Genomic DNA, 22,212 nt, shown 5'->3' with positions numbered 1-22,212 from the left:
TTGGGCTCTGTAGGGCTATCGGTTGCGCTCGATGCAGGCAGCGTCTGCCTGATCGCCTTACCGTTCCTCCCTGACTGGCCATCGCTCATTCCCGATCGGCCAACTTTTTGTGCTTAGCATGATGCGTGCGCGTCACCTACGGCCCGAAGGTATCTGCTCGTGATCCGATGGTTTCTTTCATACTCAAATTGATAATTTTTCCATATCCATACGTTCGATCGTAAGAAACGCCGCCTCCCATGTCGAGTTTTTCGATGTGGTCTACCTTAGTAGCATCGCACACTTCGATGTCAAACTGTGAGAAAGAAAAGAGGATTTTCATGTTGTCATTGATCATCGCGAGTAGCTTGTCTGCTTCCTTTGCAGGTACCTTTTGCTCAAGGATCAGAAACCACTCTTCCAATGGTTCCGCCAGTCGCGAGGTGTCGTTTCGTACCGCGGGCTCGGGGAGCTCTCCACAGAAACGCGGGTCTTGATTGTTGGGAGTTGCAAATGAGATTTTGCCAGATAGCCCGCGGAGCATCACGGTCCTTCCGGTTCCGTTGAAGACTCGGAGAGTGATCTCGCTGTGGCGATCATCCGCAAGATGGTCAAGACCTATCCTAATCTCGCCGACGTAGAGCCCCTTTCGTAGTGATATCGTGATTCTGGGAGAGCTTGGCTCGATCGATCGCGTCTGTGGTTGGCCTCGATCTGCGTCGCTGGGTTCGCTGGTTTGATTGTGGGGTTGCGTTACTTGGGGGGCGCTTGGCCAAGAGAGCCAAATTAGAAATGACGTTAGAACAGTAGCAAGGGCCGCAGGAACCCACCACGGGGTCGAAAGTACCCATGCCGCGACAGCAGGCAGCCGCTCCATCAATTGATTGAAGTCATCACCGACGGTGGTTGCTCCGATAAGTGCAATAATCGCCTTAACCGTCGTCCAAGTCCAGAAAAACACCGTTGCAATGAATGTGCCGGTACGTGCAATTCCAAGTCTAAGGCGCACCATGGGTGAGTTTGCCTCTTATCGATTCGGTCTGAGTTTGCAGTTTGTAGTTGGTCAAGCTCAGTAAAATTGAACCCTCTTGAGGGCAATATAGCAAGTGTTCAAACCGCCGCTTCGTTGGCGCGGTGATGGTGGCCGGTCACCTCGAAAGCACATGCAGTCCCCATGCGAGCGAAGATCATTGGTCCGTTGTGATCGGCTGCCTGCAGCAGGACGTGGATGGCTGCCTGAATCTTTAAGGGGCTTCTGTTTCGTGGCGTGCAGGGCGGCGATATAGCTGTGCCGGCCTCGCGCAACATCTTTAGTTCTCTTCCCTCGGAGAGCTTGATCGGCGGGTCTAAGCAATTCGCCCAAGATATCTGCGCTAAACGCCGGTGGATTGCGATCTTCTGTCGTATGGGGGCTCGTCATGCGGTCGGGTCCGCCCCTAGCCGATGAAACGGGACTTTGTGGAGGCTGTTGTCGTGTCAGTTTGGCACGACGTGGATGCAGCCAGGCGTTCCGCATTCGGTGCAGAGCATGGCTCTGCAGACGCGGCGCCATGGCCAATCCGGCGGGAGCTGATCAAGTTGATCCCGGTTTGTTTCCGTGATCGCCGGATTTGGCGCGGCACAAATACTGCGAAAAATCCATATTATATGATGGTTTTCGTGGTGCCGGCGGAGAGGATCGAACTCCCGACCTTCGGTTTACAAAACCGCTGCACTACCGCTGTGCTACGCCGGCATCGGGCAGACAGCTAGCAGCGCCGCCGCGGATCGACAAGACCGCCGCGGGTGGTTTCCGAGGGGCGTACAGGGCGCGGGATCGAAAGAGCGCGTTAACGACGTTGCGGCGGAACGCAGCAGGCGGACCCGAAACCGCGCTCGCGCGTTAGGCTGAGCGGTCGCGAGCGGCCGTGCCTTAACCCATCTGCCAGGCTTTTCCCTTACCGTTGGCGCATGTCTGATCCTTTCACCCTTCGGCGTCTGGCCCAGGCGCTGGCGCTGCTGACCGTGACCGCGGCTCCGGCTTTTGCCGAGAGCGGCGGGCGGGCGATCGTGATTCCCGGCCGGCCCGGCGTGCCGATCATCATCAACGGACGCGACGCGTCTTATGCGACGATCGAAGGCGACTGGGGGCTGGAGAGCGGCAACCACGTGCAGCCGACGATCTATGGCAGCCGGCCGGTGGTGTATCCGGAGGTCGGCCACTATTACCCCGGCTCGAACCGGCTGCCGGGCTACGGCCGGTTGGAAGTCGAACCGCCAGCGGACCGCAAGCTGCCAAAGCCCGCCGAGAGCTTCCATCAATCCTGGGAAGTGGAATCGCGGCCGCCGCAGCCGGCACCGCCGACCCCGATGATCGAACCCCAGGTGCTGATCGCGCCGCCGTTCGACGAACCGCGGCCCGGTCCGCGGCCGTACCGTTGATGGCAACCCGCACGATCCCGACGACGACATCGAACAGGAGCGTAGTATGCGTACGATGATTTCCGGACTGGTTGCGGCAGTGGCCGTGGTGACCGCGAGCGCCGCGCCGGCGCTGGCCTGCGGAGGAGGGCTGTTCGGCAACGGCTGCGGGCCGTGCGGCTCGGTGGTCAGCCCGTGCGGCAACGGCTACGCCACGTTCGAAACCGGCTACGGCTATGGCTACGGTACCGCGTCGTTTGAACGCCTGCCGGACCCCACCCGGTATTATTACGTCAACCAGGGCCCGGCCTATACCGGTCCCGGCCAGTTCGCGCCGCGCCCCTATTACGACGAGCGCGCCGTCTCGGTATATCGCACCGGCACCGCCTACACCGGCGGTGCCTACGCGCACGCCATGACCCATCAGGTGATCGGCGAGCCGTCCTGGGGCCCGGCGGTGGTGCGCTATCATGGCCGCCATCACGCCCGCTCTTGGGCGCATCGCCACCATGCCGGCTGGCACCATGGCCACCGCAACCAGGGGCCGATCCATCGCCCGCGCGATTGATGGATCGGCATCTCGCCGGCTTGAAAGCGCCCGTCCGCAGCCGATGCGGGCGGGCGTTCTGCGTTCTGGATCTTAGCGGCGGCCCATCAGGCCGAGCCGGCTGGCCCCGATGTACAGCGCCAGTGCGGCCGCGTTGGAGACGTTGAGGCTTTTGATCTCGCCGGGCATGTCGAGCCGGGCGACGGTGTTGCAGGTCTGTCGCGTCAGCTGCCGCAGGCCCTTGCCCTCGGCGCCGAGCACCAGCGCCAGCGGCTGGCGCAGCTCGACCGCGGCGAGATCGTCATCGCCCTCGCTGTCGAGACCCACCGTGAGGAAGCCGCGGTCGTTCAGCTCGGTCAGCGCCCGGGCGAGGTTCTGCACGAGCACCAGCGGCACCAGCTCCAGCGCGCCGGAGGCGGATTTGGCGAGCACGCCGGTGGCTTCCGGGCTGTGTCGGGCGGTGGTCACAATCGCCTGCACAGCGAACGCGGCCGCCGAGCGCAGGATCGCGCCGACATTGTGCGGATCGGTGATCTGGTCGAGCACCAGCACAATGCCGTGCTGGGGCAGGGTGTCGATTCGCGGCACCTGCAGCGGATCGGCCTCGGCCAGCATGCCCTGATGCACCGCGTCCGGTCCGAGCTGGCGGTCGATCTCCGACGGCCGGACGATCTCCGGCGCGATTCGGGTGTCGATGTGCTCCTCGGCGAGCTTGCGGGCGGCGTTCTCGGTCAACCACAGCTTGCGAATCTTACGCCGCGGATTGGCCAGCGCCGCTGTGACGGTGTGCCAGCCGTACAGGATCACGGGCCCGTCGCCATCGCGTTCGCGGGCATCGCGGCGGAACCCGGCAGGGCGGGGCTTGCCGCGGGGCGGGCCGTCGCGGCGGGAAAAGCGGGGATTCGGCGGTCTGTCGCTCATGGCGGCGCTTGTCTCACGCTCTCTTGCACAAGGCAATTTCGCTTCCACCGTCCGATATGACGAAGGAGTGTCGAAATCGTCATGGGGTTGGTTGACTTTAGGGGGCCGCATCGCCCATAACCGCGCCGCGTTGCAGGCCCGCCCGCGGGCTCGCTGCGGCTTCCGGTCCCGGTTTTGCCTGCCACAGGCGTTCGGCCGGCGGCACGGGCGGGGGAGTGTCCCGAGTGGCAAAGGGAGCTGACTGTAAATCAGCCGCCTCATGGCTTCGCAGGTTCGAGTCCTGCCTCCCCCACCATCCAGCCGATCAGTTTGCCAATGGCCGGTGGTGTTTCCGCAGAGCGACGAGCGGCGGAATGACTTTCCAAGAGAATGGGGTTCGATCCGGGCCCTCATCCGGCTAACCGATCTTCCGCCCCTGCGGTCTGTCCCTCATTCAGAGAAGCTCTCGTGCGCCCAGTTCTCCTGACGGCCTTGATTCTGATCGCGACGGCTGAAGCTGCTGTTGCCGCTCCCCAATTCGGCGCTGGGATGAAGCTGCCCGATGTAACAATTGCCGCACGTGCGATGGCAAGTATGGATTTCCGCGCCGCCGTTCGCGATATCCTCAACGCCGAGCAGGTCATTCAGGCCGCTCTACAAACCGGCGACGAACGGAAACTGGACGAGCAGTCCAGCCGGCTTCTTCAGCTGCAATCGACGCTCGTCAAGGAAACGGAGCAGGGCGACGCGCGTCGCATATGCTCGCAGGCAGCTGGCGAGCTGTCGGCCGTTGCATCCCTGATGCGGCGCGCGACGCGGGGCGATGAGCCGGTGAAGTCGATGCTGGCAGCCGAAAAGACCGAGCAGTCCTACCGCGACCATCTGGCAAGCTGCGACAAGGCGATTACCGCCGCCAATCCCAGCCGCTGAGGCGGCAATCGGTTTGGACAGACGTCGGAGCTGCGTCCGGCGCGCAGTGGATTCGAAGGCCGACGGTATCAGCTACCGTTTGGTGACGTCCGGCGCGCATTGCGGAAACTTCAGTCTGGAACAGCCGGCATCTGACCTTATCAACATGCACGGCAATGTCGCGGCTCGCGGATTTGCAACTGCTCTATTCTTAGTTACGCTCGGGCAGTTGGATCTGGGAGGATCTCATGCGAGCTGTGATCTTGGTGGTTTCCGCCATCCTGTCGATGGCCGGTAGTGCATCCGCACAGAGCGTGGTGCCGCAACGCGACATGTACGGAAATCTGGTCCGCGATCGCGGGTCGAATAACATCGGTCCGGCGGATCGATCTCAGGCCGGCCGAGGAAACGCGAACGATTTTTCAAGCCGTCAGGGTGCGCCGAACAATGCCGGATCGCGGCCGGATAGATAGAAGCCTATCCGAACCGCCGTTTGGTCGCCGCGGCGCTTATTTGATTGAGCTTTGGGTTACCACCAAATCATCGCGCGGTCTGGGCTACCGCAGACCAGGACGAACTCACGTCCGTAGCGGCGGCTCTTGCCGACCGTCTTGATGCACGCCGGATGGATCGCCAGGTTGTAGTGGAAGGGCGGGCTATCGAATGACCCGTGCAGCTTACAGAGATAGGCGTTGTCCGGACCGCAGGTCGTGACCGGATAGAGGCGGTTTCGCGCAGATGCAGGCTCAGACACTGCGATGGCTGAACTGCCCAAAATCAGCGAAATGATCGCAAGCTTACTCAAGTTCATATCAGGTCTCCGAAACCAGAATCCGAATTTCCATCAAGTATCTGCCCGAAAAGCGGGCTGCACCAGATCATGCTTGTAGCACAGGATCGAAATCCAAGAGGCTAATCTTATTGCCAGAGAGGCCAACTGGCGCTTCTCTGTGCGAGGCTACGTCACAGGGCACAAGAAGATCGCGGCTACGCGCCTAAAGCACCATTCGCGTTCGACGGGACTGGTACAGCGTCTGTGCGAGCAGGCCGAAGAAATACCCGGCCTGGATGGCCGCCTGAGCCGCGAACACGACCACGATCGTTCTTGTGAAGCTGTATCCAAATCCGATGCAGATGCCGATCGTCAGGAGCAGCACCACGGCGAGGGCTTGAAGCAGTCCCACAAGCCGAAATCTCAGTCCAATCAAGAACCCCGCCGCCGCTAAGCCAATAGCCAGATACGCCATTACGGCCTCCCGCGGCTTCCTCCGTGGGCGTGACTCCAGCTCAGTCGAATGGATTGATAAATCATTGCCGCTCTCCCCCAAGCGCCTTTCGAGCGCCAGCCCCACTTCAGGTGCAGCGATCAGAGCACCGCTCACTCCTGATTGCATGAACATATGACTGTCGAGCGATACTGGGTGGAACTTTGTTTAATTTGAGGAGGGTAGCTCGACTGTCGGGTCAGGAAAGTAACTGCGGATAGTATTTCCGAAAATCGCCCAGTCACTTAATGCCTAATCAAAGCTCGGAATTTGCACCAGGACTGCGACCCTGGAGGTCGGTGGCGCTCCTCGCCTGGGGGGCGATCACCCTTCCCGTGGAAGCGAGGGGGCGACCAAAGGGAGGGGCGACATAGTTCGTAGCCGGATAGAGCCCGCCGTGCCGGCTCTGGTGGCCTTCTAGACCGGCCCGGGTACCGACTATCCGGACAAGAATGAGGGGCTGCGGAGGGCGGAAATGGGCCTTTTCGGTCACGGAAGTAGTGAATAGCACCGTTCAGTGTGGCTCAACTGCAACGTGTTTCCGCAGAATGAGGGCGGACGGGGGGAGCTTCTTCAAAAGCCTGTGCCCTCTAAGTAAGGTTCTGGGAGATATTCGAGGCTCGAATCGGAGGGACCGGTCGTCTCACCTCCCGACAAGGCCGCAGATTGATGTTCGTCCCCTGGACGCGCCGACCGGCACTGGTTGACCGCGGCCCCTGTGGCGCGATTCAATGAGGTTGCGCGTGGTACGCAAGACGTTTCAGGTGCTTGCTGGTCTGCTGTTGCTGATTTCGATGTCAGCATGCTCGGTTTTGCCGGGCACGGGCCCTTCAAGTGAATCAGTTGAAAATTATGCTGCGGCCGGGGTCCGGTCGACCACGGCATTGCCTTACGCGCTGGTGGACGTCTCGGCCGATACCATCGGCTTCCTGTCCCAGCCCAACGTCGTATCGTTCAAAGGCTCGTTCAAAGACCGGCGTCCGAAGCCTCAACAGGTGGTCGGCGTCGGCGACGTGCTGAACATCTCGATCTTCGAAGCCGCGCCAGGCGGCCTGTTCACCCCCGGTCAATCTGCCGGTGCTCGCCCCGGTAACTTCGTCGATCTGCCGCCGCAGGCCGTGGACCAGCGCGGCAATATTTCCGTTCCTTACGCGGGCGAAGTGCCGGCGGCGGGGCGGACGCTGCCGGAAGTTCAGCAGGCGGTCGTCGCGCGGCTGCGGAATCGCGCGATTGAGCCCCAGGTCGTGGTGAGCCTCAATCAGCAGCATTCGAGCGTCGTGAGTGTTCTCGGCGACGTCAATGCGCCGGGCGTGTTCGCGCTCAACAGCGTAGGCGAGAAGCTCCTCGCTGTGGTGGCGCGCGCGGGCGGACCGAAATACGAAGCGATCGAAAGCTATGTGACGCTTCAGCGCGACGGCAAGAAGGTCAAAGTCCTCCTGAGCCGGATCGTCCATGATCCGTCCGAGAACATCTTCATCCGTCCCAACGACGTGATCTTCATCACGCGGGAAGCTCCGACCTTCACGGCTCTTGGTGCTCTCAATCAGAACGTGTTCGGCTACAATTCCGAGCTGACCTTCGACGTCGAAACGCTGACGCTGGCCCAGGCGATCGGCAAGGCCGGCGGCCTGAACGATCAGCAGTCGGATCCGGCCGAAGTCTTCGTCTTCCGCTACGAAGATCGGCCGCTGCTCGAGAAGCTCGGCGTCGACACCAACCGCTTCGTCTACGACCGCATTCCGACCATCTATCACGTCAACCTGCGTGATCCGTCGGGCATGCTGCTTGCCTCTGGCTTCCAGATCCGAAGCAAGGACGTCATGTATGTGGCGAATGCGCGGGTGGTCGACTACTACAAGCTCCTGACGCTGATCAACAACACGGCCAACACCACGTCGAACGTGTCGAACGCGGCAATAAATGTGAACGCTGCGACGAAGACTCGTTGGTGACCGATAGGACCTCTCCGATTGCTTCGGCAGTGGGCCCGGGCGTAAAGCCCTCCCACGTCGAAGCTCTCGGAAAGGTTCAGCTAGGGCTCACCCTCGCGGCGTTCGCATTGGCGCCACTGCCATTCGGCTCCGTCGACACGATCTGGGTGCTGGCCTGGGTGGTTGTGCTGTCGCTGAGCTTGCTCGGGCGGCCGGTGCGATCGGTTTCCCGCGCTCAATTCCGTATTCTGATTGCATTTTTGGTCGTCTGCGCCGCGTACCTGGTTGTGGCGGCGATTCAGATCATTCCCGGCCTAACTTTTGGGCCGAACTCGGCCGCGTGGCAGAGGGCAGGGGAGCTCATGCAGCTCCCGACTCCTCGGAGAATATCGGCTCGCGCGGAGATCCCTGTCGTAACCGCCGGGCATTACCTGCTTCTGGTCACGTCGGTCCTTGCAGGCTTCTGGATCGGAACCTCGCGAAGCAACGCCGAGACGCTGTTCAGGGTCGCCCGCTATTCCATCCTGCTCTACGCGCTATATGGCTTGCTGGCGCGGGCGTTCACCCCGGGATTGGTGCTTTGGCAGCCGAAGACCGCCTACCACGGGGATTTGACGGCTACCTTCATCAATCACAATACCGCCGCCGCCTTGCTCGGCGCCGGGGTGATCTTGTGGGCCTGCTCGATCCAGCAGCAGCTCAGGTCCTTCGGCCCGCTTTCGTTTCGGCTGTTGATGCTGAGCCCTTCCAATGAAGCCGTCGGGATCCAGATTGCCACCCGGGCCGCAGCAGGCTTGCTGTGTTTCCTCGCGCTGCTCTCAACGGGCTCGCGCGCAGGCCTTGCCTGTGCCGTTGTGGGGCTTTTCGCGGCGATCCTCCAGATGGTCGCCGGGCAGCTCAGGCTTCGCTTCGTCTACGGCCTATTAATCGCGGCTGTGGGCCTAGTCGTGATCGCGCTGTGGCTGGCGCAAAGCCAGAGCGTCATGACCCGCGGCATGTTCGATGAAGGCCGGTGGATGGCCTACAAGCATGCTCTCCGCGTGATTGCCGAAAGCCCGATCTTGGGCATTGGCGCCGGAGCGTTTGGAGACGTGTTTCCTGCCTTTCGAGGCGGCGATATGTCGATGTGGGGCGTCTGGGACTACGCCCATTCGACACTCGTTGAAATCGCCGTCGAAATGGGGCTTCCAATCGCATTGCTCGTCTGCATGTCGGCGGTTGGCTCGCTGGTCGTTGTGGCGCGGGCCGGGACGCGTTCAGTCGGTCAAAGTCGGACCTTCCTGTGTGCCATCAGCGGCATCATGGTCATGACCTTCCTGCATTCGCTGATCGACTTTCCGCTGCAGGTCCCCGGCTACTCGATCCCCTTCGGCATCCTGGTCGGCTGTGGCCTCGCTTTGGCAACGCGGGAGCGAGGAGCGGAGACGGGCGAGGCTGCAGGGCATCGCTGAGCTGATCACGACGCGTTCTGGGAGCGCCCGACGCAGCTAGCCGGCAGGCGCTGGCCTACTCGGCGGTTCGCTGAGCGGCGAGCTGAAGGCGAGCGGAGACCTTGAGGTCCGCCGGCTCGGCCATCCTTCTGCCGACGTCAAACCAGAGACGAGCGTCAGCGCGAGACTGAATCTTCAGCCATTCGTAGTCGGTATTCTGCCAGGAGCGGATCGACGGCGTAAGATTGTCGAGCACAAGGTCGCCCTCAGTCGTCGAGACCAGGAGCACAAGGTGCCCAATCTGGTCGGGCGTCCGCACCACCGACAGCCGCAGCGCTCGCGCCGGCAGCCCGCTTTCGATCAGGCGATGCCTTTTGGTGACGGCGTAATCGTTGCAGTCCCCCGCCTTTGGCCCGATCGTCCAGCCGATCTTCAAATCCGATCCATAGACTTTCTGGATCGGTGCGATCTCGGAATTCACGCTGCGATTGATTGCTTCCAGCAATTTGAGCGTTGATGGGGAGAGTTCGACGCGTTCGGTCGGATCGCGATCGGACGCGCAGTCCGACGGATAACGCATGCAGAACCGCACATGCTGAAAGGGAGCCAATGCCGGGGTCGCCTCTGCCAGCACCTGGACAGCGCCGCTCCGGCCCGTGATAGGCCGTGCAACCGAAGAGCTGGCGACGACGATGACAGCCGCCAGCGAGAGGATCGGACAGAGCAGCTTCTTCAGCATCGAACGCAACTGATCTTGGGCTTGCCTACGGGAACGGCTGGTCCAGAGGATGCATCTGCGGAGTAAAGGAACGGCTACAGATCGAGGTTAACGATCAGTGCTGCTTTAAAGTGTGCTGCGTCAGCGGAGGCAGCCGGCGAACCGGTAACGTGGCTGCGGCAGCCGATTGCCTACAAGAGCAGAAGTCTACCAGAAGTCGGCCAAAAGGCTACGACGGCGGTGAGGCTCGATGAGGGCCGCTGGGAGCTTCTTTCGCGGGTGACGCTTGGCGGAGACTGGACGGGCCTGCTAATCCGAGATGATGGCGAAGCCGGGGGAAGCCCTGCAGGCGATGCGATTAATTCGCTAGGATTCAATGGGCGAGGCGGTCGAGCTGCCGGCCCAAAGGCCGATGCATTAATTCAGTGCGAAGTGTTTCTCGCGTCGAAGATAAGTCGGAGAACTGCACCAGGCGCTCTGAGCGGCCGAGGTGGTTGCGGATCGGCTCTGGCAGCCGGGGGCCTAGAGATACCTACTATTACAGAGGCATGTCCGCCTTCGGAGATCGTGGTTCACTTGAAAAAGAAGAGCCAGACTGCGGCGACCACGTTTTCCAGCGAGAGACCCAAGCCGATGACGAGCAGTCCCGTCCATGCCAACAGGGTCGCCGCGTTGAGAGCGACCAGGATTCTAAATACGCTCTTATGTTTCGGATGAGTGATGAGATCGGTGCTCACGTCTTAGCTCTCGACGAGTTGTCTATTGTGGAGTTCCTTTGTCTTTCCAGTTGCACATTCAGTTCACGACGCAGAACGCCTCGCCGCTATCGTCTCAATATGCGCCGTACGCGGTGAGGAGTGTCGGGATGGTCACCAAGATGATCCGTAGATCGAGGCGGTGCGACCAGTTGTTCGCGTAGTAGGAGTCCAGAGCCACACGCCGATCATACGTCGTGGTGTTACGGCCGCTGACTTGCCAGAGTCCTGTCAATCCTGGGCGGCATGCGAGATATTCCGCCGAGCAGTGACCGTAACGGCTTAACTCTTCTTCAGTAACAGGGCGCGGCCCGACGATGCTCATTTCGCCCTTCAGCACGTTGAAGAGTTGCGGGAGCTCATCCAGGCTTGATTTGCGAAGTGCGGCTCCGACCAACGTAATGCGGGGATCGCGGCGCAGCTTCTGCGTCAATCGCCATTCCTCGGCCGCCTCCGGATCGCTCTCCAACAGCCTTTGAAGCCGCTCATTGGCGTCGGTGGCCATGGTCCGGAATTTGAGACAGTCAAATCGCTGTCCGTTGAATCCGACTCGTCGGTGGCGGAAAATCGCCGGTCCGGGAGACGAGATCATCGTCGCGAAGTAGCACAGAAGTAACAGCGGAGCCAAGATCAGCAAGCCCGAAAGCGCCAAGAGAAGATCGAGGGTTCTCTTCGATGCGCAACCGACCGGAGTCGGCCGACTCCTGTCGGCGAGATCAAGCTCCGTATCTGTTCTCAGCAATCCATCCATCGTCGCACTCTCAAAGCCGCCCGTAGATGTCCAGATGAACTGTCACTCAAAGTGTTATTGAATTGAATGTTTATCAAATTGCGGATGGTGAATAAACTGTTGATCGCACCATTGCCGATGCAAGTTCGCGTTAAGATAAATCGCGCTGTTGACATATAGAGCAACAACCGCCTCGGATTGCGAAAGTCGCGTCCCAACAGCCCTTTCAGACATCATTGGAAATGTTCGCTCGTCCCAGAAATGACGCTGGCTCAGGCGTTGCGGTGATGTCGATTCAGTGGATATCGAGCTTGTCAGGGTCGAAAGACTCCGAGTGGCGACGCTCTCGAATTGGCTCTTTGCCAAGCTCCTAACGGCCTGCGCTATTGCGTGCCGAGCTTCTGCCGATGCAATTCTCGACGTGACATCAGAGTGCGCGAAGTAATAGATCGCGACTTGTCACTCGAAAGAGTTCGACGGTGTGGGCTGCTGTTTAAGATATCGCTCGCTCATTCGGCTGCGCGGTGCTCGGCGACCTGTATCGAGGCGTCCTTGCGGCAGTCGAGCGGATTGCTAAGGGCGCAACGCTGTCTTTGCACTCATGACTGGAGCGGATGCGGTGAGAGCATTCGGCGTTTTTCCCCGCGAACCTGACTCCCTGGGCTGGATTGCAGAGCAGGGAGGTTGCTTTGTGTTGCTGGAAGGAGCGAGGGCTTGCCGTCTATGCGCGGCCTGCCGGCTCTCTCAGGCTGGATGCTGCCGGTGTCTGGAGGGCTGAGGAGGCGAAGCCTGCTGTCCTCGCATCTGCCGCAGGATTGAAGCGATGGGTCAGGGCAAGAGTTTCGCCACGGCTGCCTTGAAACGCAACTGGGTGCGGACGTCGAGTTGCTCGACCTCGGTGTCCAGAAACTCTTTCACCCCCTGGTGAGATCGCGCGTAAGCCTGGGCTGGCAGCTCCACATATCCATCGAGCAGCAGTTGGCGAAACTCGGAGACAATCTTGCTTCGTGTTGCATCCGGGGCGAGTGAGGCAACCGGAGCTGCAACTGCGATCCTCCGAACAGCAATCCAGGCTTCGCGCGGAGACGTCTCGTAGGAGCGTTCGAGCAAGGCGAAGGTATCTGCGTCGAGCCGCCCAGCCTGCACCGCCAAGCCAAACAGAACCAGCCACGCGAAGGACTCGGTCGGTGCGCAGGAGAGGGCCTGATGGGCGCGGGTTCTGAGATCTGCCGTCTTGGCATCGAACTCGTTTGCTGCCCCGGCCCGAAGGGCGGCGTCCGCGAGCGGGATTTCCAGCATGATCAGCGCGCGTTGCGCTCGGGTGTCGCAGGCATCAAGCGCATGAGCTGAGCGACTGTTCAGCACCGTGGTGCTGAAGCTGTCGTCGAATATCTTGAAGCGCAGAAGATGGTCGGTAAATGCCTCGAAGCGATCGATCGCGATTGCGCGGTGAAAGTTGGCGGCCGCCCAGCCGATACCAATCACACCGATCGCGAAACATACGAACTTAATCGTCGTGGACCGACGAGAATCTGAGGACGTCAATTTGCGGTCTGCTCGTTCTCGTGCTTTGGAGCACCATAGTAATAATAACTGTGGCTGCGATACGAGTAGCCCTCGAGGCGGCGCATGACGTCTTCGTCCGTCTTGTTGAGGACGGCACCCAGTAGCCGCTCGGACAGAGAGCGAGAGACACCGACCGCGCTACGGACTTCGTCGCTCATGGTCGCTCCCCATTCGACAACCAGGACGAAGGCGTCGAACAGGTGCGCCGCGGCCTTGACGTCGACCACCGGAAGAATGGGGGGCAGGTCGACGATGATGTATTCGTAATTGCCTGCGGCAGACTTCAACATCCGCTTGACGGACGGCGAGGTGAGCACGTCCGCGCTGTTGATCGGCTTCATCTCGGTGGCCGATGGCAGAAAATCGAACTTGTAGACCGGATCGGTGACGACCAGGTCGCTCAATTGCAGCTGATCGGCGACGAGTTCGAGCAGGCCGCGCTTGTTCTTATACCCAAGTGTTCTGCTTAGAGACGGATTGCGCAGGTCGCCGTCGATCAGCAGCGTTCGCGCGCCGCTCTTCGACAAGAATGCTGCAAAGCTGGCGCAGATGGTTGTCTTGCCCTCTCCGGGGCGGGCGGACACGATGCCGATCACGCGTCCTCCACCGGGGCTCAGGTCAATCGCGACCTTGATATGGCGGAGGGCTTCTGCGGTCGCCGAAAACGGTGCAACGTCGTTGATCTTTTCGAAAGCCGCAGAATTCGCCGGGCTTTTCTCGCGAGGTTGCCCCGGGACGTTGTCTCTGCGATGGACGAGCTGCTTCACCGCCCGCGACAGTCGGGAGGATGTTGTGGCGGTCTGGGACGCGAGAGACGGATCCGCGAAGGACGGGATGATGGCAAGGCAGCTGGTGCCCAAGATGGTTTCCAGTTGCGCTCGGGTGTGGATCCGGCGGCTCATCCGATCGCGCGCGAAGGCAGCGAGGATCCCCAATGCCAAGCCTGATATGGCGGCGAGGGCGAGGGTTAGATTGGTTTTGGGCGAACTGCGGACCGAAGGCGGCGAGGCAAGGGTGACCACTCGTGCCTCGGTCGACGGAAACGACTGCTGTTGAACCGATTGGGTAAACCGGGTCAGGAAAGTCTCATAGATGCCACGGTATGTGGTGGCCGCGGTTTCGAGCTCCCTCAGATGGACCTGCGCCTGGCGCGTTCCGGTCGATAATTGAAAGACCTCGAGCATGCGTTTGTCGATCGAGTCTTCCTGCGTCTTCGCGATCTGGACTTCGCTGCGGTAGCTTTCGGCGATCCGGCTGACTTCATCCCAGATGGCTTGACGAACGTTGGCCATTTCCGACCGGAGATTGCGCGCGGCCTGATGGTCAGGTCCGTAGCGCGAGCTCCATTCGGCTTCCTTGCTCTGGTTGTCGAGATATTGCTGACGCAGGCGCGTGATAACCGGGTTGCTGAGGGCGTCGGTCACCACCGGATCGGGAATTTCATTGCTTCCCTTTTCCTGGCGCAGTTCGAGAACGCGGGTGATCCGCTCCAGCTTGGCTCGGGCTTGACTGGTTTCTGCCCGGGCCTTTGCAAGCGCGATGCCGAGCTGATCGAGCTCCAGGTCGCTCGCGAGCTTGCCGTCGCCATTCACGATGATCGAGTTGCTCGACTTGAAGTCCTGAACCGCCCGATAGGCATCGCTGGCCTGCTGGCGGAGTTCTCCGATCCTCTGCTGCAGCCACTCGCTGGCGCGCCGGGTCGCTTCGAACTTGGCCTGGATCTGGTCCTCGATATAGGCGTCCGCAAACGCGTTGGCGATGGCCGCCGCTTTCTCCGGCACCAGCGACGTGAACGAAATCTGCTCGATGTAGGATCGCCCGAGCCGGATCACCTTGAGATTGTCTTTCACCCGGCTGAGCGCACGTGCCTCGAGTTCGCTGGGCGTGAGCTGCGGCGAGATCGGGCCATCCAGATCCAGAAGCTGATAAAGCCGGTTGCGAAGTCCGGTGCCGGACCCGATGAATTCCGGGTCCTCGTTCAGGCGAAGCTTTCGAATGACCTGCAGAGCCACCTTTTCGGACTTCGTCGTCTCGATCTCGCTTTCGACCGACGCATCCTCGACCATCCGGTTCTCGGTCGCGAACTCCGACTGAGTCCAGGTGACACGTTTGGTGTCGATGATCATGTCGGTTTGGGCGGTGTATCGAGAAGGTGCCGCGGCCAAATAGGCGAGCGCGAGCGCGATCGAGAACACCGTCACCAGGCCGATGAAGCGCCAGTGCCGGGCAACGAAATCGCTGACGTCCAGCAGGGAGAGCGCGTCCTTCCCGGTGCCAATACGAGGCAGGCTACCATCTTGAAGAGGCTGACCGGCGAAGTTCATACGGCAGTCCTAAACCGTCATCGGCGTTGATACGGAAAATACGAGTGACAGGCGGGGGTCAGCGTGTAGCGCTGACCGATCCGCCGGCCGTGACTGACTTGACGTTGTTATCAGTGCCATCGACGGCAACGATAGCGCGGGCGCCGGCGGTGATCTGCGTCAGTAGCGAAGCCCCACCACCGACAGCGGGATTCAGAGTAACGCGAGCCGAGCGGTTCGGGTTGTTAATGATGACACTCCCTGCGGAGCTGGTCGCGGAGGCGGCCGCCGCCGCTGTGGCCGCAGTCGAAAGATCTCCTGCGATCGCCGCGAATGTCGCCTGGAATTCACCATCCGGGAGCGAGGCGACAGCTTGCTGGATCAGCATGGCGGACTGAGCATCGATCGTCGTGCAGGCGGTGGCCGCTTGCGCAAGGCCAGCCGCGATCGCCGTCTTAAGTCGCGGCGGTGCGCTTGCTGCTAACTTCACGATGTCCATCGCAAGTGTCGCGTCGGTGCCGACCAAGTCTCGAACGGCTGTTTCCACCGCGCGACCGTCCGTCGTGGGATTCAGCACGGCCTTCGGATTTGATCTGAACTGAGCGATCGCCTGATCAGTGAGCGGCGGATTGATACAGGCGGCTGATGCCGACCAGCTATAGAAGGGGATGGAAGAAACAGCCGCTAAAAGCGCTATGCGACCCAGCCTGCTCGCCATCTGACGACTCCAAGGTACTGTTTATGAATATAAATTTTGTAGTTTTTAGATACATTAAACGCCCAATAGGTTCAACAACGGTCGCCGGTTATAGTTGATTGTGATCAACCAGAGGGCTCGCGATCGAGCCCAGTATGACTATGAAAGATAAAGGGAGTTTCCTTCGTGTTGACATGTATGTCACCGGAGGCAAATAGGGGGATATGTTGAATCCGAGTAGCGGTACCTGTGGGCGAAAGGCTAAAGCGGCGTGAGCAGATGGGGCGGAAAAGCTGAACAGGATCTCGGTTCAGGGAAATTTGAGCGTTGGTTGCCCTTTCTGCCCGACGGATTGCGGATCTATGCGGTCGGTGACGTGCACGGCCGAGCCGATCTTTTGGAGCGGCTGTTTCGCCTGATCGATGATGATCTGGCTAAGCGCCCGGTGGTTCGCTCCGTGTGTGTGTTCCTCGGCGACTACATCGATCGTGGGCCAAAATCGCGCGACGTCATCGACAGCCTGGTCCGGAAATCACGTGAGAGGGAGCTTGTTTTTCTCCGCGGAAACCATGAGGCCGTCGCGATCAAATGCCTGTCCGATGAAGGCGTCTTCGAAAACTGGATGCGCCGCCTCGGCGGGGTCGAGACGCTCGTGTCCTACGGCATAGAACCGAAGAAGGTGCTGTCAGAAGCGGGTGTTGCAGAATTGCAGTCGGCGTTCCGGGACAGTCTTCCGGATGCGCATCACCGGTTCTTGAAGGGACTGCAGAGCACGTTTTCCTGCGGCAACGTATTCTTTGCCCATGCCGGCGTGAAACCAGGCGTTGCACTCTCCGACCAGACCGAACGCGACCTGCTTTGGATACGCGACGAATTCCTGTCGTCGACGGTGAACTTCGAAAAACTGGTTGTCCACGGTCATACGCCGGTTCAGCGGATCGATGTGCGATCGAACAGGATCAATATCGATACCGGCGCCTTCGCCACGGGGCATCTGACGTGCTTGGTAGTGGATCGCGATGCTCTTAAGGTGCTGGCGACCGGCTAGCCTCTGTTGCGCGCGGATGCTTCCGCCCTTGCTGCCAACAGCTGGTCGATGTGCGAGCGGAAGCCGTTAAAGAACGCCTGTTTGCCGAACCGGGCGGCATGATTGGCGATCTTGGCCGGATCGATTTCGATGTCATCGAGCTGCAGGATCGCCGCGCGGATTTGCTCGACCTCCTGTGCCTGAAAGAACAGCCCGGAGAGTCCGGGTACGACGGTTTCGGTTGCTCCGCCTTTTCCGAATGCGATCACCGGGCGCCCGGCTGCCATCGCTTCCACCGGCACCATGCCGAAATCTTCCTCGCCGGGGAAAATCAGCGCGCGGCAGTGCATGTAGTGGTCCCTCAAGACCTCGAAAGGTTGGGCCCCCATGACGGTCACATTCGGCCCGGCGATCCGCTTCAACTCGCTCAGCATCTCGCCGCCGCCGATCACCACCAGCTTTCGGCCGATCTGGTTGAATGCCTGGACCGCCAGATCCGGGCGTTTATAGGCCACGAGCTCGCCGGCCATCAGGTAATAGTCGCCCAGCTCTGACGCCGGAACGGGTGTGAATGCGGCGGTGTCGACCGGTGGATGGATGACGATGGAGTCTCGACGATAGTAACGGCGGACCCGATCTGCGACCGTCGCCGAATTTGCGATGAAGCTGTCGACGCGGGATGCGGTCGAAACATCCCACATCCGCAAATAGTGAGACAGTGGCGGCATCAGCAATTTCGTGAGCCGGCCGGCGCCATTCCGATAGTCGTGATACATATTCCAGATGTAGCGCATCGGCGTGTGGCAGTAGCACACGTGCAGGGCATCCGGTGGTGCGATAATGCCTTTGGCAGGCCCGGACTCGCTGCTGATGACCAAGTCGTAGCCGCTCAGGTCGAGGTGCTCGAGCGCGAGCGGCATTAGCGGCAGGTACGATTTATACATCGAGCTGGCGCGGGGCAGGGAGTTGATGAACGACGTCGTCACGCGATGACGACGAATCCGATCGCTGACCGCCTCGGGGACGAACACATGAGTGAAAATGTGGGCCTGGGGGTAGAGTTCGCACAGAGCCTCGATCACCTTTTCGCCGCCCCGCATCCCGACGAACCAGTAGTGTACGATCGCGACCTTCAACGGATTTCACCCCAGGTTACGGCGTTTCTGTTCACGGATCGCGGCGTTGCTCGACATCCACTCGACCGACCTGCCGAAACTGCCAATGGCGCTGCCGCAAGCTCTCGTCGCTCTTGCGAAGCTGGGCGTTCGTCAGAATCTTTCGGGCCTTGTTGATGACACGTGCGCCCTGCCAGGCCACGTTCTCCAAGCCTTGGACCTCAACTGTATGTGGAGGCATCGGGATGGAAGTTGGCGAGAACCGCTCGATGATCGGGTAGGGAAAGATCGAGTAGATCGGCAGCTGTGTGATCCAGAACGAATCCATGGCCAAATCGACGGTAGCGCGGATCGACCGGTAGCTGTCGAGGAAGCGCTGCGCCGCCATGCGCGACATCAGATAGGCTTGGGCGCCTGCCGGGCTTGTGGTGAAGCGGACGATCGACCGGTCGTAGAAGAAGCCGAGATGAACTGCCTTGGCGTAATGTTTGCCGAACAGCCGGACGTATTCCAACCCGTTGTCGGCGCAGAAGGCACAGAACTGGTCGAGCGGAAAATCGGTATCGAAGATGACGTCGTCTTCGAGCACCAGGATGTAATCGGCCTGGTTGCTGTCGACAAACTGATGGAGGATTGCGGCGTGGCTCGAGCAAACGGCAATTTCCGGAGGGGACAGATTGCGTCCGAAGTGTCGCCGCAGCTCGGCGCTGTCGTAGTGCAAGTTGGGGCACATCAGCGAGGCGTGGGCATCGAAGTACTGCCAATCCAGCGACGTCTTGCTGAGCATGGCGGTCATCTGGCTCCGGCGCGCGGTGGCAGTCGGTAAGCTCAAGACGACGATTTTGACCGATGGGTTCATTGCCTGTGGCTTCGATCTCGGAGCATCCAGCGTGACCTCGAAAACGTCGCGCTGAATGCACGCATTCAGGTGTCTCTAGGACGCCGCCTTGAGGAGGGACCGTCCACGCCATTCCATGAATGGAATCGGGTATTGCGGACCGAGCGAGACGCGGCAGGTCCGGGACAGGATGTCGAGCGTCCGGCTGCACATGTCTTCCGAGTATTGGATGTCTCGCTTGGCCCACTTCCACGGATTCATCCGATCATCGAACGTGCGCTGAGTCATGATCGGTCGCCAATTGGTATAGACGTGACGGCCGGTGTCGATCAGTCGATCCACGCCTCGGTTCTGTGCGAATTTTTTGGCATCTTCCGCTGTATCGAGGATCACCGTCAGTCCGGCAGCGTTCTCCGGATCATTGTGCGGCGAGACTCTGAGCTTATTGCTCTTGGACAGGTGCTTCACCATGATCGGGTAGCGCGCGCGCAGGCGGGAAATCAAAGGGTCGAGCTTGGGCAGCTGGGCGTGAAGGACCGCGCCGGTCAACTCCGAGACCTTGAAGTTCATGCCGGTGAACGGCGCTTCGTTGGACTCGTAAGAGTACTCCCGCGTGTAGCTCCCGGCATCGTGGAACATTCGCGCGCGAGTGAAAAGACGGTCGTCGTTGGTCAGGACCGCGCCGCCCTCGCCGGAATTGAGATTCTTGAATTGATTGAAGCTATACGCGCCGGCGTCGCCGATCGTGCCGACACGGCGCCCTTTGTAAGTCAGCCCGACGGCCTGACAGGCGTCTTCAATGATCTTCAGCCGATGCTCGCGAGCAATTGCGACGATCGAGTCCATGTCACACACTAGATTGAGCATGTGAACCGGCATGATCGCTTTGGTGTACGGCGTGATCTTCCGCTTGATGTCTTCCGGATCGATCGTCAGGCTTTCGTTGACGTCGACGACGATCGGAACAGCACCGACCATGAGCGGGGCGATCGCGGTCGCCACCCAGGTGTAGGCGGGAACGAGTACCTCATCACCTGGACCGATGCCTGCCGCCGCCAGCGCTGAGATCAGCGCGCTCGTTCCACTGTTCACCGTCAGCGCGTGCTTGACGCCGATCTGCTTCTCGAGATTTTGCTCGAATTGGGTCGTGTAGCCTTGTTCGCCTCCGCGGTAACGTAACAGTTGACCGCGAGCGACTACCTTCGTTAACGCGAGCCACTCCGAGAATCCAACGCGCGGCATTCGAGGACCCCAATTCGTTGCATTTAGTCCGAAGTTTATCCGTTGTACGTATCGGAGCAATGGACGATCAGCAAGTGATCGGTCCAAACATAATGAATCCGCGAGACTGGTTCGACGATCTGTGTGTGTCCACAGTCACATTGCGTGAGTGATCGTTGAGAGTGCGCGATGGCGCCAAAACAGGCGGCCTGATGTGCCGCCACTCAGCAATTCCTGTGCGTGTTTAGGCGTCATAAACATGCGGCGCGGCGCCCGCGTTTGGAATCAGAAGACAGAGTTTACCTCATGCGGTCAACTGCCTCTGACGGGATTGGCCTGTTGCTTCCTGCAATCCTCAACAGTTGCCTTCCCATCGGCAGTTCCCCAGGTAGCGCTGCATTGTGACCTCAGTATTCCGGCCGGTGGAGGCTTGTGTTGCCGCACTTTTCGGCGGAGCAGACCCGATTGCCGCTGCAGTTAACCCACTCGGATCTTCGCCAAGATGTTTGTTGCGGAAGAGACTGAACAAGATCAGCATGGATCGAAGACGAAGAAAATGAGCGTCGTGTTGGAAACTGCCGATCGGAGGCGGTTGGACCAGTGGGTTTCTGTCTCGGGAGCGCCAAACGTTGACGGGGTCTGTTGATATAAAGGTCAACAGAAGGCGGATCGATGCGATCCAGTTGCTTCGTGCGTTCGCGGCGACCGCGGTGGTGTTCACTCACGCGACGACCCGGATCGGCTATATGTTCCCGGAGGGAAAAGCGAGCTCGCACCTGTTTGATGGGACTTCCGGTCAGGTCAGAGTTGGTGATGCTGGCGTCGACCTGTTCTTCGTGATCTCCGGCTTCGTGATGCTGTATGTGCATCGGAACGATTTCGGCCAGCCGGGAGCGGTGACGGGATTCTTTAAAAAGCGGATCGCCAGGATTGTGCCGCTGTATTGGTTACTCACCACGGTGGCGGTGTCGGTCACGGTGCTGTCGCCGGCGTTATTCACAACGCATTATGCAGCGGCCGACCCGGCATGGATCGCCGGCTCGTATCTGTTCCTGCCCATTCCCGCTCCCGGACGGGAGTTGTCGCCTGTCATCGGGGTGGGGTGGACGCTGAATTACGAGATGTTTTTCTATCTGGTCTTCGGGCTGTTGCTGACGTTGCCGCGCCAACTGGCGCTACCATTGTTGTTCGCGTCGTTTACCGTTCTGGTCGGCATGGGAGCCGCTTTGGCTCCGGCTGCGCCTTGGGCGAAATTCGCAACGAGTTGGCTGCTGCTGGAGTTTCTGCTGGGGATCGGGGTCGCCTATTGGAAGCTCTCGGGAGGCCAGCTGACGGCCCAGGCCGCGCGCGTTCTGGCCGCCTTGTCATTGGCTGTTTTGTTGGCAACTGTGTATTGGACGCCGGACGAGCAGGGCGCTGGTCGGTTTGCATTCTGGGGTATCCCGGCGGCGGGGATCGTCGTTGCGGCGACGAACCTCGACTTGGGGCAGGGACGACAGCGTCGGCTGGCCGCGGTGCTGGGCGACGCGTCTTATTCGATCTATCTGTTTCAGGTGTTCGCGCTGCCGATGTGGGGGCTCGTGATGTCCCACCTAGGTTTCGGAATGTTGCCGTTCGATCTCAATGTGGTGATCTTGACCGTTCTGGTCGTTGCGAGCGGCGTCCTCGGCTGGGCATTTGTCGAGCGACCTCTGAGCCGCGCGATCAAGCCGCTGTTGTTTGGGCCGCCACAGAGGGATCATCCGGTCGGGGAATTGCGGTCGTGAAGCCTGTTGCCAGAAGATGCTCCATTGCCTGCCGTGTTTCGTCGAGGCGAGCCCAACCGATGCAACAGTGCAATCGCAAACCGATGATGGCTCGTCCCTTGGCCGGCGCGGCCTC

Annotated in this window: 20 protein-coding genes and 2 tRNA genes; 8 read left to right on the top strand and 14 right to left on the bottom strand. The window is 60.3% G+C overall.

Annotated elements, in window-relative coordinates; genetic code table 11:
• Nucleotides 1–136: 136 nt before the first annotated feature.
• Nucleotides 137–991 carry a hypothetical protein gene (locus tag LRC39_RS17235; RefSeq protein WP_346295062.1) on the bottom strand — a complete coding sequence of 285 codons (855 nt, stop codon included), beginning with the start codon at nucleotides 989–991 and terminating at the stop codon, nucleotides 137–139.
• A 648-nt stretch (nucleotides 992–1,639) separates the two neighbouring features.
• Nucleotides 1,640–1,714 (bottom strand) — tRNA-Thr (locus LRC39_RS17230).
• 215 nt (nucleotides 1,715–1,929) lie between these two features.
• On the opposite strand from LRC39_RS17230, the gene LRC39_RS17225 reads away from it, so the two are divergent.
• Nucleotides 1,930–2,400 carry a hypothetical protein gene (locus LRC39_RS17225; protein ID WP_107345164.1) on the top strand — a complete coding sequence of 157 codons (471 nt, stop codon included), beginning with the start codon at nucleotides 1,930–1,932 and terminating at the stop codon, nucleotides 2,398–2,400.
• 46 nt (nucleotides 2,401–2,446) lie between these two features.
• A complete protein-coding gene (locus LRC39_RS17220; RefSeq protein ID WP_346295061.1) occupies nucleotides 2,447–2,947 on the top strand; it encodes a hypothetical protein in 501 nt (166 codons plus the stop codon).
• A gap of 72 nt (nucleotides 2,948–3,019) precedes the next feature.
• On the opposite strand, the gene rlmB is transcribed toward LRC39_RS17220, so the two are convergent.
• Nucleotides 3,020–3,847, bottom strand: a complete 828-nt coding sequence (rlmB, locus tag LRC39_RS17215; protein WP_346295060.1) for a 23S rRNA (guanosine(2251)-2'-O)-methyltransferase RlmB — start codon at nucleotides 3,845–3,847, stop codon at nucleotides 3,020–3,022.
• Between the two features lie 209 nt (nucleotides 3,848–4,056).
• Here rlmB and LRC39_RS17210 point away from each other — a divergent pair.
• Both LRC39_RS17210 and LRC39_RS17205 read left to right on the top strand, forming a co-directional pair.
• Nucleotides 4,057–4,142 (top strand) — tRNA-Tyr (locus LRC39_RS17210).
• A 152-nt stretch (nucleotides 4,143–4,294) separates the two neighbouring features.
• Nucleotides 4,295–4,756 (top strand): hypothetical protein, encoded by a 462-nt coding sequence (locus LRC39_RS17205; protein ID WP_346295059.1) that lies wholly within the window; start codon nucleotides 4,295–4,297, stop codon nucleotides 4,754–4,756.
• A gap of 508 nt (nucleotides 4,757–5,264) precedes the next feature.
• On the opposite strand, the gene LRC39_RS17200 is transcribed toward LRC39_RS17205, so the two are convergent.
• On the bottom strand, nucleotides 5,265–5,546 hold the full coding sequence (locus LRC39_RS17200; RefSeq protein ID WP_164636880.1) for a hypothetical protein: 282 nt from the start codon (nucleotides 5,544–5,546) through the stop codon (nucleotides 5,265–5,267).
• A gap of 184 nt (nucleotides 5,547–5,730) precedes the next feature.
• Entirely contained in the window at nucleotides 5,731–5,982 is a 252-nt protein-coding gene (locus tag LRC39_RS17195; RefSeq protein WP_164571698.1) for a hypothetical protein, read from the bottom strand.
• A gap of 902 nt (nucleotides 5,983–6,884) precedes the next feature.
• Here LRC39_RS17195 and LRC39_RS17190 point away from each other — a divergent pair.
• Complete coding sequence (locus LRC39_RS17190; RefSeq protein ID WP_234819978.1) at nucleotides 6,885–7,952, top strand: polysaccharide biosynthesis/export family protein; 1,068 nt, start codon at nucleotides 6,885–6,887, stop codon at nucleotides 7,950–7,952.
• Complete coding sequence (locus tag LRC39_RS17185) at nucleotides 7,949–9,382, top strand: O-antigen ligase family protein (RefSeq protein WP_346295058.1); 1,434 nt, start codon at nucleotides 7,949–7,951, stop codon at nucleotides 9,380–9,382. Before LRC39_RS17190 ends, LRC39_RS17185 begins: the two co-directional genes overlap by 4 nt.
• Before the next feature lie 55 nt (nucleotides 9,383–9,437).
• On the opposite strand, the gene LRC39_RS17180 is transcribed toward LRC39_RS17185, so the two are convergent.
• The 6 genes from LRC39_RS17180 to LRC39_RS17155 all read right to left on the bottom strand — a co-directional run bounded on the left by LRC39_RS17180 (nucleotide 9,438) and on the right by LRC39_RS17155 (nucleotide 16,151).
• Nucleotides 9,438–10,100 carry a transglutaminase-like cysteine peptidase gene (locus tag LRC39_RS17180; RefSeq protein ID WP_346295057.1) on the bottom strand — a complete coding sequence of 221 codons (663 nt, stop codon included), beginning with the start codon at nucleotides 10,098–10,100 and terminating at the stop codon, nucleotides 9,438–9,440.
• A 551-nt stretch (nucleotides 10,101–10,651) separates the two neighbouring features.
• Complete coding sequence (locus LRC39_RS17175) at nucleotides 10,652–10,816, bottom strand: hypothetical protein (protein WP_346295056.1); 165 nt, start codon at nucleotides 10,814–10,816, stop codon at nucleotides 10,652–10,654.
• 94 nt (nucleotides 10,817–10,910) lie between these two features.
• A complete protein-coding gene (locus LRC39_RS17170) occupies nucleotides 10,911–11,585 on the bottom strand; it encodes a sugar transferase (protein WP_346295055.1) in 675 nt (224 codons plus the stop codon).
• Between the two features lie 807 nt (nucleotides 11,586–12,392).
• The gene (locus LRC39_RS17165; RefSeq protein WP_346295054.1) at nucleotides 12,393–13,109 is read right to left on the bottom strand and encodes a hypothetical protein; all 717 of its coding nucleotides are present in this window, start codon (nucleotides 13,107–13,109) and stop codon (nucleotides 12,393–12,395) included.
• Nucleotides 13,106–15,454 (bottom strand): polysaccharide biosynthesis tyrosine autokinase, encoded by a 2,349-nt coding sequence (locus tag LRC39_RS17160; protein ID WP_164571693.1) that lies wholly within the window; start codon nucleotides 15,452–15,454, stop codon nucleotides 13,106–13,108. Before LRC39_RS17160 ends, LRC39_RS17165 begins: the two co-directional genes overlap by 4 nt.
• A gap of 58 nt (nucleotides 15,455–15,512) precedes the next feature.
• Nucleotides 15,513–16,151, bottom strand: coding sequence for a hypothetical protein (locus tag LRC39_RS17155; protein WP_164636868.1), 639 nt, complete (start codon nucleotides 16,149–16,151; stop codon nucleotides 15,513–15,515).
• 310 nt (nucleotides 16,152–16,461) lie between these two features.
• Here LRC39_RS17155 and LRC39_RS17150 point away from each other — a divergent pair, with 310 nt between their 5' ends.
• Complete coding sequence (locus LRC39_RS17150; protein ID WP_430624902.1) at nucleotides 16,462–17,178, top strand: metallophosphoesterase family protein; 717 nt, start codon at nucleotides 16,462–16,464, stop codon at nucleotides 17,176–17,178.
• Here the strand turns inward: LRC39_RS17150 and LRC39_RS17145 are convergent.
• The 3 genes from LRC39_RS17145 to LRC39_RS17135 form a co-directional block, all read right to left on the bottom strand.
• Nucleotides 17,175–18,293, bottom strand: coding sequence for a glycosyltransferase (locus tag LRC39_RS17145; protein ID WP_346295052.1), 1,119 nt, complete (start codon nucleotides 18,291–18,293; stop codon nucleotides 17,175–17,177). The two genes, LRC39_RS17150 and LRC39_RS17145, sit on opposite strands and share 4 nt — an antisense overlap.
• A gap of 31 nt (nucleotides 18,294–18,324) precedes the next feature.
• Nucleotides 18,325–19,131, bottom strand: coding sequence for a glycosyltransferase family 25 protein (locus tag LRC39_RS17140; protein WP_346295051.1), 807 nt, complete (start codon nucleotides 19,129–19,131; stop codon nucleotides 18,325–18,327).
• Nucleotides 19,132–19,206: 75 nt separating this feature from the next.
• Nucleotides 19,207–20,352 (bottom strand): DegT/DnrJ/EryC1/StrS family aminotransferase, encoded by a 1,146-nt coding sequence (locus LRC39_RS17135; RefSeq protein WP_164636859.1) that lies wholly within the window; start codon nucleotides 20,350–20,352, stop codon nucleotides 19,207–19,209.
• Between the two features lie 608 nt (nucleotides 20,353–20,960).
• Here LRC39_RS17135 and LRC39_RS17130 point away from each other — a divergent pair.
• Nucleotides 20,961–22,097, top strand: coding sequence for an acyltransferase family protein (locus LRC39_RS17130; protein ID WP_346295050.1), 1,137 nt, complete (start codon nucleotides 20,961–20,963; stop codon nucleotides 22,095–22,097).
• The last annotated feature ends 115 nt before the right edge of the window (nucleotides 22,098–22,212 follow it).

The organism is Rhodopseudomonas sp. P1 (genome assembly GCF_039642825.1).
Classification (GTDB): domain Bacteria; phylum Pseudomonadota; class Alphaproteobacteria; order Rhizobiales; family Xanthobacteraceae; genus Rhodopseudomonas; species Rhodopseudomonas palustris_H.
Note: the sequence above shows the minus strand (reverse complement) of the source record. Positions and strands in the feature narration are given on the sequence as shown.

Excerpts from the sequence above, each read along its gene's own strand:
- LRC39_RS17220 (WP_346295061.1), top strand. The coding sequence starts at position 2,447 with ATGCGTACGATGATTTCCGGACTGGTTGCGGCAGTGGCCGTGGTGACC.
- LRC39_RS17140 (WP_346295051.1), bottom strand. The coding sequence starts at position 19,131 with ATGAACCCATCGGTCAAAATCGTCGTCTTGAGCTTACCGACTGCCACC.
- LRC39_RS17155 (WP_164636868.1), bottom strand. The coding sequence starts at position 16,151 with ATGGCGAGCAGGCTGGGTCGCATAGCGCTTTTAGCGGCTGTTTCTTCC.
- LRC39_RS17195 (WP_164571698.1), bottom strand. The coding sequence starts at position 5,982 with ATGGCGTATCTGGCTATTGGCTTAGCGGCGGCGGGGTTCTTGATTGGA.
- rlmB (WP_346295060.1), bottom strand. The coding sequence starts at position 3,847 with ATGAGCGACAGACCGCCGAATCCCCGCTTTTCCCGCCGCGACGGCCCG.
- LRC39_RS17235 (WP_346295062.1), bottom strand. The coding sequence starts at position 991 with ATGGTGCGCCTTAGACTTGGAATTGCACGTACCGGCACATTCATTGCA.
- LRC39_RS17200 (WP_164636880.1), bottom strand. The coding sequence starts at position 5,546 with ATGAACTTGAGTAAGCTTGCGATCATTTCGCTGATTTTGGGCAGTTCA.
- LRC39_RS17135 (WP_164636859.1), bottom strand. The coding sequence starts at position 20,352 with ATGCCGCGCGTTGGATTCTCGGAGTGGCTCGCGTTAACGAAGGTAGTC.
- LRC39_RS17180 (WP_346295057.1), bottom strand. The coding sequence starts at position 10,100 with ATGCTGAAGAAGCTGCTCTGTCCGATCCTCTCGCTGGCGGCTGTCATC.
- LRC39_RS17160 (WP_164571693.1), bottom strand. The coding sequence starts at position 15,454 with ATGAACTTCGCCGGTCAGCCTCTTCAAGATGGTAGCCTGCCTCGTATT.
- LRC39_RS17170 (WP_346295055.1), bottom strand. The coding sequence starts at position 11,585 with ATGGATGGATTGCTGAGAACAGATACGGAGCTTGATCTCGCCGACAGG.
- LRC39_RS17225 (WP_107345164.1), top strand. The coding sequence starts at position 1,930 with ATGTCTGATCCTTTCACCCTTCGGCGTCTGGCCCAGGCGCTGGCGCTG.